This window comes from Anabaena azotica SJ-1 (assembly GCF_047275885.1).
Lineage (GTDB): Bacteria > Cyanobacteriota > Cyanobacteriia > Cyanobacteriales > Nostocaceae > Trichormus_B > Trichormus_B azotica_A.
On record NZ_CP178454.1, the window covers coordinates 5,834,113 to 5,849,606 of the forward strand.

The 15,494-nt window shown below is 37.6% G+C and carries 7 protein-coding genes; 2 read left to right on the forward strand and 5 right to left on the reverse strand.

Going from position 1 to position 15,494, the window contains the following annotated elements; all coding sequences use genetic code 11:
• Positions 1-98: 98 nt before the first annotated feature.
• Positions 99-2,114, reverse strand: a complete 2,016-nt coding sequence (locus tag ACLLO5_RS25345; RefSeq protein ID WP_413173236.1) for a hypothetical protein — start codon at positions 2,112-2,114, stop codon at positions 99-101.
• A 516-nt stretch (positions 2,115-2,630) separates the two neighbouring features.
• On the opposite strand from ACLLO5_RS25345, the gene ACLLO5_RS25350 reads away from it, so the two are divergent.
• Both ACLLO5_RS25350 and ACLLO5_RS25355 read left to right on the forward strand, forming a co-directional pair.
• Positions 2,631-3,848: an ATP-grasp domain-containing protein gene (locus ACLLO5_RS25350; RefSeq protein WP_413173237.1), complete on the forward strand. Its 1,218-nt coding sequence runs from the start codon at positions 2,631-2,633 to the stop codon at positions 3,846-3,848.
• A gap of 113 nt (positions 3,849-3,961) precedes the next feature.
• A complete protein-coding gene (locus ACLLO5_RS25355) occupies positions 3,962-4,849 on the forward strand; it encodes a succinate--CoA ligase subunit alpha (protein ID WP_413173238.1) in 888 nt (295 codons plus the stop codon).
• A 334-nt stretch (positions 4,850-5,183) separates the two neighbouring features.
• Here the strand turns inward: ACLLO5_RS25355 and ACLLO5_RS25360 are convergent, their stop codons facing one another.
• The 4 genes from ACLLO5_RS25360 to ACLLO5_RS25375 form a co-directional block, all read right to left on the reverse strand.
• Complete coding sequence (locus ACLLO5_RS25360; RefSeq protein ID WP_413173239.1) at positions 5,184-7,022, reverse strand: tetratricopeptide repeat protein; 1,839 nt, start codon at positions 7,020-7,022, stop codon at positions 5,184-5,186.
• An 89-nt stretch (positions 7,023-7,111) separates the two neighbouring features.
• Complete coding sequence (locus ACLLO5_RS25365) at positions 7,112-11,464, reverse strand: ribosome assembly protein 4 (protein WP_413173240.1); 4,353 nt, start codon at positions 11,462-11,464, stop codon at positions 7,112-7,114.
• 436 nt (positions 11,465-11,900) lie between these two features.
• A complete protein-coding gene (locus tag ACLLO5_RS25370) occupies positions 11,901-13,274 on the reverse strand; it encodes an ATP-binding protein (protein ID WP_413173241.1) in 1,374 nt (457 codons plus the stop codon).
• A gap of 578 nt (positions 13,275-13,852) precedes the next feature.
• Complete coding sequence (locus tag ACLLO5_RS25375) at positions 13,853-15,088, reverse strand: glycosyltransferase family 4 protein (protein WP_413173242.1); 1,236 nt, start codon at positions 15,086-15,088, stop codon at positions 13,853-13,855.
• Positions 15,089-15,494: the final 406 nt, after the last annotated feature.

Sequence of the window (15,494 nt, forward strand, 5' to 3'; positions counted from 1 at the left end):
CCCCTGCTCCTCTGCTCCCCTGCTCCTCTGCTCCCCTGCTCCCCTGCTCCTCTGCTCCCCTGCTCCCCTGCTCCCCTGCTCCCCTGCTCCCCTTGCCCCTATTGCGGCATCTTCATATATCTTTCTTGTCCTTGGGAATTATAGAGAAATACGGGTAGGTTGGCATTTTCACTGATGACTCCTAAAGCCTCTTGCAAGGTTTGTAAATGACTTTGGATATCAGGGTTACTTTGTAATGCTTGGTCATATTCTGGAGTTAAACGGACAACAATTCCCCTAGTTTCGATGTTAAAAACGCAAAACCGCATCTTATTAACACAGGTTTTTCCCAAATCAGCGCGAGTTTGTGCCAAATTACCATAGAGTTGTTGTTTTTCTTTGGCCTGTGCTTGAGCAGTGGAATAGGGTTGAATGAGGGATTGTGCTTGATTGTAGAAAGAACTATCTTGAGAAACTTGTTTAGCTATCTGTACAGCTTGCTCCCAAGATGCTATTGCTGCCTGCCATTCATTTTGTGCTTCATAAACTTTAGCTTGATTGGCCATGTTGACAGCTTGTTTGAAGTTGAGAGCCGCAGCAACTTCTTTTTTAGCGCGATTGCGTGCTAATATAAGTTTAGGCTGATAATCGGTTAAGAGGTTTTTTGCTTCCTGGTATGTTGTGCTGGTTGAGGGAATACTTTTCAAATCATTAACAACTTCTTGCCAAGCAAACTGTACCCTTTGCCAGTCATTACCCGATTTAGCATTAGCTTCACGCTTGAGGGCTGATTCAGCTACAGTTTTGGCTGTGGTGAGTTTTTTCAGCCATGATTCTTCACTAAGCAATTGCTGATTGAGAGTCTGTAAATTGCTTTGATACTTGGACAAATTTGCCCGCACTAGTCCATATAGTTCGTTACCAGGTTTAATAGACTCTAGTGGGATGATTGCTTGTCGCCATAAACTTTGTCTAGCACGTAGCTCCTCCAAGGTAGTTGGGGGGGTTTTGGTTTTTTGCTCTGCTAGATTTGCAGACTCTAAAGCTTTTAGCACCTGGGTAATTTTTGCTGATTGGTCAGAAAAACTTAAATTGATTTCCTGGGCTGATTGATAACGAGGCGACCATTGAGGAATTACTTTAAGATCAGAAATAGCTGTATCTATTTGTTGTTGTACTGCTATTAGTTCTTTTTGAGACTTAGCCTGACGGATCAATTGTTGGGTATTGCTTTTGAATTGCTGGGCTGTTTGTAATTCTTTACACTCACCAATCACGCAAGCACGAGTCAGAAAAAAAGCACCACCACCAAAAATAATTGCCACTCCCAATACCCCTCCTACAAGGATGGGTAAGGATGGAAGAGATAGGTGTTTGGTTTTCGATAAATTTTGTCCATCTGCGAAGGGGTCAAACTTTTCGGCTTCTCTTGGTCTGTCCTCACTCTCCTCAAGTAATGAATTATCGGAGCCAAATGAAGTATCTGAGCTATATTCTGAGCTAAATGAAGTATCTGAGCTAAATGAAGTATCTGAGCCAAATGAAATATCTGAGCTATATTCTGAGCTAAATGAGCTATCTAAGCTATATGAACTATATGAACTATCGGAGATATTGTCATCTATTGGTGAGCTATATGAACTATCGGAGATATGGTCGTCTACTAGTAAGTTAAAAGGATTATCCGAGATGTTATTTTCTATGACAGGAGATGGAGAGGGAGGGTCGAGGATATTGAGTGGAGGAAAAATCAATTGGTCATTTGCTGTACTGTGATTTGAGCTTGTGTTGGCTTCTTCTTTGCGAATTCTGGGATCTTCTTGTATCTTTTTAGGCTTGACAATTATGGAATTTTTAGTGTAAGGCAATTTTTCTCCAGAAACTCTTACGTAAAATTGCACCCTTTGCTCATGATATTGAGATTGCGACTGAAGTGTTTCCTCAAGTACCGCAAATACTTTTTCTGTATCAAGAGATACATCTAAGGGGTGTTGAATTAAAACCATCAGTTCGTCATTTTGGATGGCACATCGAACCTGAAAAATGTTGTCAGGTGGAAGTTCCATCTGTAGTTGTTCTTGTAAAATACTGGTTATAAGCTGCATATCTTCTTTTTTCAATGTGGCTTTAATCATGGTCTTACTGCTAATGTTCTATATAGTTTTATAGTTTTTATGCTCTTTGAGCAGGTGAAATAAAGTATTTATGTTTGCTACATACAGATACATATTTTCTTTACCCCAGTTTTACATCAAAGAGTAGAACGTTTTCTGCACTAGGTTATATCTGTTACCAGATAGTAACAAAGTAGTGATAGTTGAGGGTTTTACTTTTTTATACTGCTAGATGATAAATTAGACAATCCAAATGCGAGTATAAATTATTTAAGGAAAAATATACAAGGATAGTCCAGTAGTTCTCAAGACTGGCAAGTGATCCGAGAGGGTGGGTGGTTTAGGTGTGATTAACCAAATTACAGCGGGTGGAGTTCTGGAAATGAATTTGCTACGCTTGACGAATTCGATAAAATTAATTCGTGCTAAATAAATTTTCTAGCCAACCAAAGCGTAATTATGTAATCTAAGTGCTGTGTAAACGTTCAGCTAAAACTAAGAAGCTGCTTTGGAATTGTTAATACAAGGTGTGTGTCAATGGATTTATTGGAGTACCAAGTTAAAGAATGGTTTGGCAAGATGGGCATTCCCGTTTTACCATCCCAAAGAATTGACCATCCTACAGATTTAAAACGCTTAAAAATTCGCTATCCAATTGTACTAAAATCGCAAGTACACGCAGATGAAAGAGCTAAGGCTGGTGGAGTCAGGATTGTGGAAACCACGATTGATGCGATCGCAGCGGCTCAAAATATCTTTAATTTGCCAATCTGGGGTGAATTGCCAGAGGTGTTACTGGCAGAATCTAAGTATGATGCTAAAGATGAATTTTATCTGGCGGTGGTTTTAGATACTGCTCTGTGTCGTCCGGTGCTTTTGGGTTGTAAAGAACCAGATATTGATTGGGAATCTCCAGGGGAGAAAATGCAATATGTGGTTGTAGAACAGGAATTTTCGCCATTTTATGCCAGACGATTGGGATTGAAAATGGGTTTGCAGGGTGCGCTGATGCAGTCAGTCAGCGACATTATAGAAAAAATGTACCAGTTATTTGTACAAAAAGACCTGGATTTAATTGAGATCAATCCTCTAGCGGTCAGTGCTACGGGGCAGGTGATGGCTCTCAATGGTAAAATTAGAGTCAATCCCAGGGCAATTAATCGTCATCCAGAAATCGCCCAAATGGCAGCCAAAATAGCAAATAGGAATAAAAATAGTAGGACTAACAATATTTTGGGTGATGGCAATGGGCTGGGAATTCATGGAAAAATCGGTATTTTAGCCAATGGGACTGGTTCTTTGTTGACTACCTTGGATGCTGTTTTTAATGCGGGTGGTAAACCTGGTGTGTCTTTCAATTTACGGCATTCTTTTTTAACTGATACTACACCAAATACTTTTGGCGATCGCTTGGCCACAAGTCTGAGAAATTTAGCCAGCGACAAAAGCATTCAAGTGATTCTGGTTAATTTTCTGGGGACTATTCCTGATGTCTCCCAAATGCCAGAGGTCGTTGCCAATTTTATACAACTAGACCTGCAAGAACTGAAATCTCCTTTGTCAACTACTGGTAAAAATAAGTCCAGACATTTACCCAGGCTGGTTTTCCGTCTTGCTGGTGCAGAATTTCAGGATGCCAAGAAACATTTAACTGCTCTCAACTCTGAAAGCGACACGCTGATAGTAGTAGAAAGTTTAAATGAAGCTGTGGCACAGGCCGTCCGTTTGGCTAAGTTACCTGCGTATAAAAAGTAGGAGATAGTTGATAGGTGACAGGTGACAGGTGACAGGTGACAGAGAAGAAGCAGGGGGAGAGCAGGAGAGATAATGACTAATGACCACTGACTAATAACTAATGACTAAATTTTATGAACTTAAGACCAGATAGCAAAGTTTTAATACAAGGCTTTAGTGAATTTATATCAGCAACTCATATTGCTCAAATGAAAGCTTACGGCACTAATTTGATAGCTGGTGTTCAGCCTGGATGTGGTGGACAGGTGAAGTATGATCTGCCAGTGTTTGATTTAGTAGAGGAAGCGATATCTAAATTGGGGGCAATTGATACGACAATTATTTGTGTCCACCCTTATCAAGTTTTAGATGCGGCATTGGAAGCGATCGCATCTAATATTAGACAGATAATTATTATTTCTGCTGGTGTGCCACCGTTGGATATGGTGACATTACTCCGCAAAACTGAGACTCGTGAAATTTTGGTGGTGGGTCCAAACAGTCCGGGAATTATTGTTCCTGGGAAGATTCTCTTAGGCACTCAACCGAGTGAATTCTATACACCAGGTTCAGTGGGAATTGTGAGCCGTAGTAGCACTCTCACTTATGAAGTGGCTTGGGAATTAACTCAAGCTGGTTTGGGTCAATCAATTAGTGTGAGTATTGGTAGTGATGCTATTGTTGGTTCATCTTTCCTACAATGGTTGCAAATTCTGGATGAAGATGAAACTACCGATGCGATCGTTTTAGTCGGTCAACCAGGGGGAGGAAGTGAAGAAGCTGCTGCACAATATATAGCGGAAGCGATTGATAAGCCTGTTATTGCTTATATTGCAGGTAGACACGCACCACAAAGCAAATATTGGCATCAGACAGGAAATATTGCGACGGTTGTCAGACGTGATCCTAATTTTGGCACTACACAAAATAAATTAACGGCTTTCCAAGCAGTAGAAGTTCCTGTGGCTGAATATCCTGCACAGATTCCCGAATTGTTGAAGCAGGTGATGGGGAATAGGTGACAGGTGACAGGTGACAGGTGACAGGGAGAGTAGAGGCGGTTTAAAAAGTTCTATAGGTAGGGGTAATTCATGAATTACCCCTACAAATCTAGGTTTTCCTAATTTTAGAAAAGTCCAAGTCCTAACCGTCTTTAGTATAAGTTTTAGGTTTATATGGCTTACGCCACGCTCCGCTATCAGCAAGCCCTATTTAACACCAATTATTGGAAAATAGTTCTTCCTTATCAAGATTGAGTATATCAGGTTTTCGGGCTGAAGTCAACACCTTTACCTCATTATTTTGGAACATTGACAATGACTTTCTCCTCCTGCCTCCTGCCTTCTGCCTCCTGAATTACCCATTCTGATATTCATCCAATAATTGAGGAATATGATCATAACCATCTACACCGATAACGGAGATGATTTTGGGGCGATTTTGTTGGAGGAGAACTTGGAATTTATCTGTACCAAGTTGTCCTTTGATGATTGTTAATAAACCTGCGGGTTGTCTCCATTCTTGGGAAGAAATTTGTTCTAGGAGATACATTCCCAGACTACCTGTATAAATAGCTTTTTCAAAATTTAGTAGGTGATAAGAAGCTTCTGATAAATAAGCTAAATTTCGTCCTTGAAGATATAAGTCACCGGAAACTTGGGCGGTTTTGAAACCAATTTCTAAATATTTAATGGCGTTTTCGTGTTGTGCGGTGACTAAATAAGCAATTCCTAAGCTGCTAAAACATAAGGCTTGAGTTTGCAAATCACCTAATTTTTCCGCTAACTTTAAACCTTGTTCTAAATAATTAATTGCTGATTCATAAACTTCAGGTTCGCTATTTTCTAATTGCTGTGCTTGCATAACTTCGCTGTAACCTAAATTTACCAGCGCGTTGGTTTCTCCGGTTTTGTCACCTGCTTGTCTACTTAATATTAATGCTCGTTGACTGTAATTAATGGCTTCGGGATAATTTTTTTCTTGGACGTAGGTACGACTGAGGTGGTTAAGATTAGCAATTTCACAAGGGCTATCTTTAGCACTTCTGGCAATTTCCAAAGCTTGCTGATGAAAATTTATTGAGCGTGGATATCTGCCTAAAGCTCGTTGAGAATAACCTAATAACGTTAAAATTCGGGCTTTTTCTTGTGTTCCTTCCACAGAACGCAGAGGTTCATCTAAATAATCGAGGGCATCACGCAAAGAACTACCAGAAAAAGAAGCGAAAATCCCACCATAGAGGGGAAAATAAGGACGTTGGGCAAAGGTTCGTAAAATTTGGAGCATAATTAAAGAAGCTCCATTGCTGTATGCTGCTTGGGTTTGAAAGCCGGCTGCTAATTGACTCCAAATAACTGCAAAGGTCAAGAATGTGGAAATTGATAATTTTGGGCCTGCTTGAATATCATAAGCTTGTTGATCAAACCAGGTAACTAAACCACGTTGTAAGAATTGTAAAACTATTGCTAATTCTACCCAATCACTGAGGGTAATGTTTGGTTGTTTTTGGGTAAATTCAATTGGAGATTGTTCTAATGCTAAGGTGCGAAAAAATGTTTGTGGTATTTCGCTTTTAACTAATTTTGCCCAACTGGCCCAAGGCCCTCTTTCACCGGGTACACCACCAAATCCGAGAGAGGTTTTTTGTTCATACATCCAACTGAGGAGGTTTTCTTGGATGCGTTGCCAAGCTGCGATACCATTGGTGATACCTGTAGATATTGCCATTAAATCAGGATTAGCTGCACCAAATTGTTGTAAGGCTTTGGCTAATTGCTGTAATTGGGATAAATTTAACGGATATTTTTGATTAGGGTCAAGAAAACGCAAAAATACGGCTAAACGCTGTTCATTGGTGGCAATGGTAATTTCTCGAACTGCTAAAGATATGACTTCTGTGGCTTTGTTTTGTTCTTGCCAGCGTTGCCATTGAGATTGAATGGTTTTAATTGCTCTTAATCTGCGTGTGGCTTTGGACTTTTTTAGTTCGTCTTTTTCAGTATCGACTTGAGTTTGCAGGGTTGTCAAGCGATCGCTCAAAGCTAACTCAAATACTTCCCCCGTACCGGAAGCGATACCTTTGAGTAACATTTGGTATACCTGCTCTACAGAGCTAATTTTCCCTTTGAGAGTGGTTTCGACTATTTCATCAATCAACGCCAGGTAGCGATCCTGCAAAGGTAGGGATTCTGACACTTTAGCTAACAGAGAACATCACAACAACTCCCATTCTATAGCAATCAGCAGAACCGCAAGTTAATCTTCACTATGCTGCGGGTGGAAATTTATTGTAATTTCTTCAACACCTCATCAGTAAAGGGATTTTTCCCAGCTTTCAGTTCCTTCACCCAGCCTTGGCGTTGCGCTTTCTTATTTTTATCACTAGTCCATTTAATAAATGCCTTAAAATCCTCAATAGCCTCTGAATAATTACCAGTCAAAGCCCTAGCTAAACCACGACTATCACGATAATCACCATAGTTAGGCGACAAATTAATAGCCTCATCACAGGCAAACATTACCTCAGAGGCTTGTTTTTTTAAACTGCCATATCTACAAAGTGTATGCCAAGAATCGGCAGTAATTTCTAATGGGGGATATATTTTTTGTGCTTCAGCATAATTTTCTAATGCCTTCTTAACTTCTCCTTTCTGCACATTGCTTTCTCCCTCTGTAACCAAGCGTTTAGCCTTACCTTTATTTGCAAACTCCTGTGCTTTTACCTGGGGGTCAAAATTTAAATTCTTATCCCATTCTTGGGCTATGCGGAAGTTAGCTAAAGCCCCATTCATATCATCATTTTCCGCTAAATTCTCACCTTGGATAACTAACACCGTTGCTGCTAATAATAACCGAGATGGAGTTTGGCAATCCTTTAATTCTGCCAACACTTGAGGATTACCAATTAAATAATTATTCAGCAAATTGCAACCACTGGTGACTAAATTATCTAAATTCAAATCCCATAAAATTATGGTCTTGTCATCACTCCCAGAAGCCAGTTGTTTGCCGTCGGGGCTAAATACCACACTCAAGACTGAACTCTCATGACCCTTGAAGGTATTGAGGACTTTACCAGTAGTCACATCCCAGATTTTGATGGTCTTGTCTGAACTCCCAGAAGCCAGTTGTTTGCCGTCGGGGCTAAATACCACACTCAAGACCAAATTCTCATGACCCTTGAAGGTATTGAGGACTTTACCAGTAGTCACATCCCAGATTTTGATGGTTTTGTCATAACTCCCAGAAGCCAGTTGTTTGCCGTCGGGGCTAAATACCACACTCAAGACTGAACTCTCATGACCCTTCAAGGTATTAAGGACTTTACCAGTAGTCACATCCCAGATTTTGATGGTTTTGTCATCACTCCCAGAAGCCAGTTGTTTACCGTCGGGGCTAAATACCACACTCAAGACTGAACTCTCATGACCCTTCAAGGTATTGAGGACTTTACCAGTAGTCACATCCCAGATTTTGATGGTTTTGTCTTGACTCCCAGAAGCCAGTTGTTTGCCGTCGGGGCTAAATACCACACTCAAGACCCAACTCTCATGACCCTTCAAGGTATTAAGGACTTTACCAGTAGTCACATCCCAGATTTTGATGGTTTTGTCATCACTCCCAGAAGCCAGTTGTTTACCATCGGGGCTAAATACCACACTCCTGACCCAACTCTCATGACCTTGTAAAGTATTAACGTTTAAGGCTCTGTTTATTGGCTGCTCATTGGGCTTCAAGTATACCGCTTGCCGTAATGCTGCCCTAGTAGGGATTTGAGTATCAGATTTTGCCCAGGATGATGCAAGTTTGAGTTTTCCACCAGCTTTCAAGCTTTCTATTAAGGCGTTACTGGTTTCTCCCAAAGCAAAACGGGCTTCACTAGATTGTGTTAAGGCTTGAATTTCATTAATAGCTGCTTGTTTTTTCTGTGTTTCTGCTTCTTGTTTCTGTGTTTCTGCTTCTTGTTTCTGTGTTTCTGCCCTCTGTGCGGCATTCCAAGCTGTCACCGTTAACCCAGTTAATACTACCCCTGCGGCTACTGAAGCTGCAAGGGCAAATTTAAGAAACCGATTTAATTTCGCTTCACCTATTTTTCTTTGCTGTCTTTCTTTTTCCAACTCCTCCATTACAGCTTTTAATTTTGGTTCTTGTTGTTGACGAATAAACAAAGCCAAATAATCATGAACTAGTTGATAACGGTCAAAGGGGTTTTCTGGTAACAACACCACCAAACCAGATTTCACAAATATCTCTAACACTAAATCTAAGTTATTCTCAGCTTTGGTTTTATCTCGTTCTAATAATGATTGCAAATCTCGTTCTAATTCAGCTTTAGTTTTTAACGGTCGTGTTCCTTGTTCGTCCGTGAGAAAATACAGTAATAATTCGGCAATTTCTTGATTTTCTTCACCGCAATCATTGACTATTTCTGCTAAATAACGTTTAACCAGTTGTTGCTTGTTACCAATTTTCTGATATGCGGCTAAAGTTGTAATATTTTCTGTTTCTAATTGCGCTCCCACTACCTGCAATTCAATGGGACGAACTGAACCTAATTCTCCTGCTAAATCTTCTTCCCCAGATAAATCTTGCAACAATCGGTTAATTAAATCCGGTTCTAACCGAAAAGTAGTATTTTTGGTTAACCGCTGAATAGTTAATTTAGCGTTTTCTGTTGTTAAATTTCCTAGTTTATAAAGTACCTCTTTACTCAGAATATCCTGGCTGATAATTTTCATGCTTTCTAATTCGTTGCAGTCTAATAACAGATGCAAGTAATCTACCCGCAATGACAAAATTACTCTCAGCGAAGTAATAGTTAGACATTTTCCTAAAAAATGAAAAAATTGCTGTCTGGCTTTTTCATCATCATAAACAAAGAAAAATTCTTCAAACTGGTCAAAAATTAATATTGTTCGCAAATTATATTTTTCAATTTCTTCCAGCTTGATAATAAATTCTTCTTGGGTATCTAATTTTAATGCTTCTGGCTTGAATCTTTCTGGCAATACATTTAATAATTGTTCTTTTAATTCCCTAAACCAACTATTATAAACTCTGATAGTTACAGGTAAATTATCTTGAATACCTATAGCTTTATTTTGCAATGCGGGAATTAAGCCAGCATTAACTAGGGAACTTTTGCCAACTCCCGATTGTCCATGAATGACAATAATTTTTTTATCAGGTCTACCAATGCGTTCTAATAAATTATCTACATCAATTTTACGACCAGATGCTTCAATTTCTGGGGCAATTTTTTCGGTTTGAATATTTTTATTTATTTGTAGAGATTTCGATGGTTTTAACCAACCTGCACCAATAAACGCCCGCAAACCAAATTGCTGTTCAATAGAACGAGATTCTAATTTGGTGTTAAAAGCTGCGAGATAATCTTTTTGTTGAAATAATAGCTGTTGTAAAAGATTGAGAATTTTAACATACAATTTTGGTTGGTTATTTGTTACCCCTAACTCTTTGGCTAAGTTTAAACTTTTAATCGCTGGTTGATATTTCTGTAATTTTTCTTGAGCTTGTGCTAAGATTAAAAGTAGACTTTGGACAAAGTAATCTAGATCAGATTCTGAATTATTAACCGTATTTAAAATAGTTAATCCTTGTTGAGCAATTTTTTCTGTTTCTGTAAAATTTAATTGACCAAAAACAGCTTTTGCTAAAAATATATAATCTTCAGATATTTTCAAGACGTTATTTTCAGCTTGATGTATTTCTAATGCTTGCGTAGCTAATGTTTGTAATTGTTGCCATGCTTGTAAATCTTGCAGAATTAAACCAAATCTTGATAAAGAATTAGCAATTAAATCTAAACGTTGAGCATTTTTGAATTTTTCTAATGTTTGTTGCAGATAATTTTTAATCTCTTCCTTTTCTTTTGTTGCTGTGGGGTTAGCTATAGATTTTTCATAATTAGAAATTGTCAAGTTATAAAGTATTTTACCTTGAATTTTAAAATTATCGGTTGTTTGCCAAAAATCCAAACTTTGTTGATAGCAATTAATAGCTGTATCTAATTGATTTTTATGATATTCAATAAATCCTTTTAAAAAATTACTATTCGCTTGAAAATCTGGTTCTAAATCTTGATTATATTTTTGTAAATCTTGTAATGCTAATGCAAGTTCTTGTAAATTTATATTTAATTCATTATTCAATATGTTTTCTGTTATTGATTTGATTAAATTAATTAATTCATCAAAAGGAAGAATAAAATTGATAGTAATTCCCCAACTTTCAAAATCACTAGCAGATTCCAAAATTTGTTGATATATTTGATCATTAATCCATAGCACTACCGGATATTTGCAATTATTTCTAAATTCTTCCCGGACTTGATTAGCTGAACTGAACATTTTTGATAAATTCGGTAATGATTCCCAACCGACAATCATTAAGGCTTGAATTTCATCGTTAAATTCTTCTTTAATCGCGTTATATAATGTCCTTTCTGATGTTTGTAGCCGTAAAATGCTAATTTCAAAATCGCATATTTTTTGCAATTCTTCAATGAGTTGATTTTGTAAGTTGAGATAATTACACTTAGCCAAAATCAGCTTAAATTCTCCGGTAGAAGCTTCTAAAGCCCATGCTAAATCTTCTAATTGTTGTGAGTTTGTCATATTTGGTAATTGGTAATTGGTGATTCAATAATAGTGTCAATTTAACGTAAAACCTATATCCCGACTGGGAATTAATTCCCAGTCTCATAGCAAAAGTCATCTAAAGATGACTGAAAATCTGTAAATCCTTAAATCCTGGATATCCTGATTCAGACAAAATCCAAAATCCTGTTAATCCTTAAATCCTGGAAATCCTGATTCAGACAAAATCTAAAATCCTGTAAATCCTTAAATCCTGGAAATCCTGATTCAGACAAAATCCAAAATCCTGGAAATCCTGATTCAGACAAAATCCAAAATCCTGTTAATCCTTAAATTCTGGAAATCCTGATTCAGACAAAATCCAAAATCCTGGATATCCTGATTCAGACAAAATCTAAAATCCTGTAAATCCTTAAATTCTGGAAATCCTGATTCAGACAAAATCTAAATCCTGTTAATCCTTAAATCCTGGATATCCTGATTCTGACAACTTTTCTGATTCAGCTAAAATTGGATTGACATCAAACCATAATTCACCCTGATCTCGATATTCAAATACAAATCGACTGCGGATTAATTTCTGATATCCTTGGTCATCATTAACGTGCTTAGTTTGTTTGACATGACGTAATAATTCCCATTCTCCAGCAGAAATAGGTAAGGACATTTCATTGCGTCGTTCACGAATAATCTGCTCTAAGGTTTTACTCTGGAGAGGAAATTTTTTATCTTTCATAATCCAGGGATTTAATAACCTCAAAATATCGCGCACATGACCACCGCTAATCTGACACAAGCGGTCTAAAGTTTCTGGAGTGTCAAAAATTTCAGTAAGCTTATTTAAGCGTTCTTCTGGTGATAAATTGGGAAAAGCTCTAGCTAAAATCATCTGTTTCATCAGTTCTAATCCCTGTTCATGGACGCTACCATCTGACCGCTTGACGGGAACCATTGGTAATATTTTTGGTTCTTCTGGAAATCGTTGGGTTAATGTACCGTATTCGTTAGAAAATTTCAACGCCAAAGGCATGGTATAAATGACATGACAATTAAGTTTAGTCAGATATTCCCCTTGGTCTACAAATATATATTCTTGTTGTGTCCGACCCCAAGCTTTCACGCTGTTATCTATGCGGTCTAGGTTATCAACTATGACAACTAAACCATTTTTACCCTGTTGTTTTAGTTTAGCAATGGCTGGTTCTAAAAGTTCTTGATTAATTGCTTGTAGTAAATTGGTTTTCTGTGGTCCTAAATATTTATTTATTTTGGCTCGTAATGTGGAATCACTTTTCATTTTTGTAGTGATTTCCCCAATACCCAAAGACAAAGATAATTTTTGTCCGTCAAGATTAACCCCAACTTCTGGAACACCAGGAATTTTGGCTTTCACAGTTGTAACTTCAGAGTTTAAAATATTCCATGCACCTTGGAGTAGTTCTTGAAATTTTTTCGGTTCTTCGAGAACGATTGTATCTAGACTTTTACTAATGCGACTAGCAATAGCCAGAAATACATCAGCAATATCTATATCTGTGATTTCTAAATCTTCGCTAGATTCAAAATACACAACATGAAAATCTGCGGCTTCTAATTCCACCTGTAACCGTAATAGTTCTGTAGATTTACCGCAACCGATATGTCCGGTAAATAGATTACAGGTAGGCTCATCTGTATTCCAATCTATATGATCTTTGATGGTGCTGATGATATCTTCACCACGTACTTCAGAAAAGTCAATATAACATTTTTGATCTTCTACATTTCGTGCTACAAGAGTGCGAGCAGGGTTGGTGGCTTTATAAAAATCCTTTATATTTATTGTCATTGTACCAGTAGTATGATTATGCTATTAGTTGCGTAATATCCCTACTGACAAGAATAGTTGTTTTATGGTGATTTCAGTGATTTTTCAGATAAATTTAACGATAAGTGATAGGAAAGAGACTATCAGCAGCGGTTTTTCGTTTCTATATCTGTGAATTCTCTATTGAACCTAAAAATTACTAATATCACTCCCTTGGATGATACACCCAAATAATAGCACAAAAAATCAAGAGCTAATACCCTAATAAAATCGTTGATTTATTGCGATCATTCTCAATAATCTTGAGAATGACTATGATATATTCTCAATAAACATAGTAGGTTGCCTTTTTTGGAAAAAGCCTGATTGAAAAAACTTATACTAATTCAATAAAAGAGTGCGAAAGATGCGTAGGTTGGGTCAAAAGAAAGCGCAACCCAACAAAAACCCGTAAATGTTGGGTTTCCTAACGTCAACCCAACCGACATCTGTAAAAATCATTTTTCAAATTGGTATTTCCCCTGTTCTCTATTCCCTATCTCATATTGCATGGATAGATAATAGTTGATAACTGAATAACTGATAACAACCGTGGTTTTCTAGTTCAACAAACAAGAATAACGAGATTCTGGTGCATATAGCCAACGGTGATAGGTTTTTCTTTTGGCGAATTCCTGTCCTTGACGACCGAGTTTTTCCCGTAGTTGTTTGTCTTGACACAACCGTTTAAAAGCTTGCAAAACTGCATAGCCAGAATGGGGATTTACCAAGAGGCCGTTTTCTTCATGGTGAACTACATCTAAAATACTCCCTAAGCCAGAGGCAATTATAGGTTTACCAAAGTATTCTGCTTCTAAGTAAACCATACCAAAGTTATCTATGCTTTTATCTTTGTCTTCCCACAAAGTTAGCATGGCGAAGATGTCACAGGCTACATAATAACTGGCTAATTCTCGTTCTGGTATATGGCCTGCAAAGTGTACTCGTTTATCTACCCGCAAGCGTTGAGCTTGGGATTTTAGTTGTTGTTCACAAGAACCAGTGCCACAAATTATGTAATGGACATCTATGCCTATAGTTAATAGTAAAGGGATGTTATCTATGATGCGGTCAAAGCTTTTATGTTGAACTAATCTACCAACGGAAAGAATCAGAATAGCTGTTTCAGGAATATTATAAGCTTGACGTAACCGGATACGTAAATCATTGAGATGACTGGGACTGGTGGGAGTACCAAATTTTTCGGGTCTTACGACTGGGTTAATTACATGAGTAGGAGTGTCTAGGCGAAAGTTTTTTCTTAAAATGTCGCGAATGTAGGAACTGTTGCAAACAATTCCTTCGGCTCTTGTGAGGGTAAGTTTAAATAATTGTCGCCACAATGGATTACGCAAATTACTAACTAAATCATTACCATGGAGGTAGATAAAAAAGCGAACGGGTAGGATATAACTTAGTAGAAGTAAAGCGGGGAAATCGTAACCGTGACACCATTCAATGTAGCGGTAATGATAACGGAAATAGAGTTTTATGGCTAGTAATACGGAGCAAATAATATTGAATATAGGCTTCAGTAATCTAGTCAATAATGTACTAGTCCAGAAATTACTGTTAGGCCAACGATAAACGGGAAAATTTTGAGATTTATCAAATATTTTATCTCCTAAACAACCAGCGGCTAGGACGATTACCCTTTCTGGGTCTTGTAAACAGCGATTATAGATATATTCTCCAATGACAGCTTCTTGTGGCTGAAAGATGCGGGAGATAACAAGGATATCTGGATAAGCAGTTTTCTCCCTAATATGTGTCCCTATTTGTGAAATATTTTCCATAATTTAGGTTCTAAATAAACTTCAAATTCTCGAATTGATTGTTAATAGGTTTTGTGAGATTTGAAATGGGATATTTTGTAATCTTAAACAGATGGGCTGTGAGAAAGTTTACTCAGCTTTTTATAAAGTGGGAATGACTCTGATGTACACAATAAATTCTCTCCAGGCTGAATGTGGATTCAAGTGAGGCTAATACATCACATTAGAACTGAAGGAAGTCATATAATTTTTTACAGTGTCTGATTTTATCGGATTGTTATCCAGCAATTGATGAGGATAATACTGTGGTCATTAATAAATTGATTTCCTCCAATACTATAACTTTAAAAGCATAAATGTTCATGCCAAAATGCCAAAAATAATTGGCTATTTGATACCTAAATTAAGGGAATTTATAACTAATTGA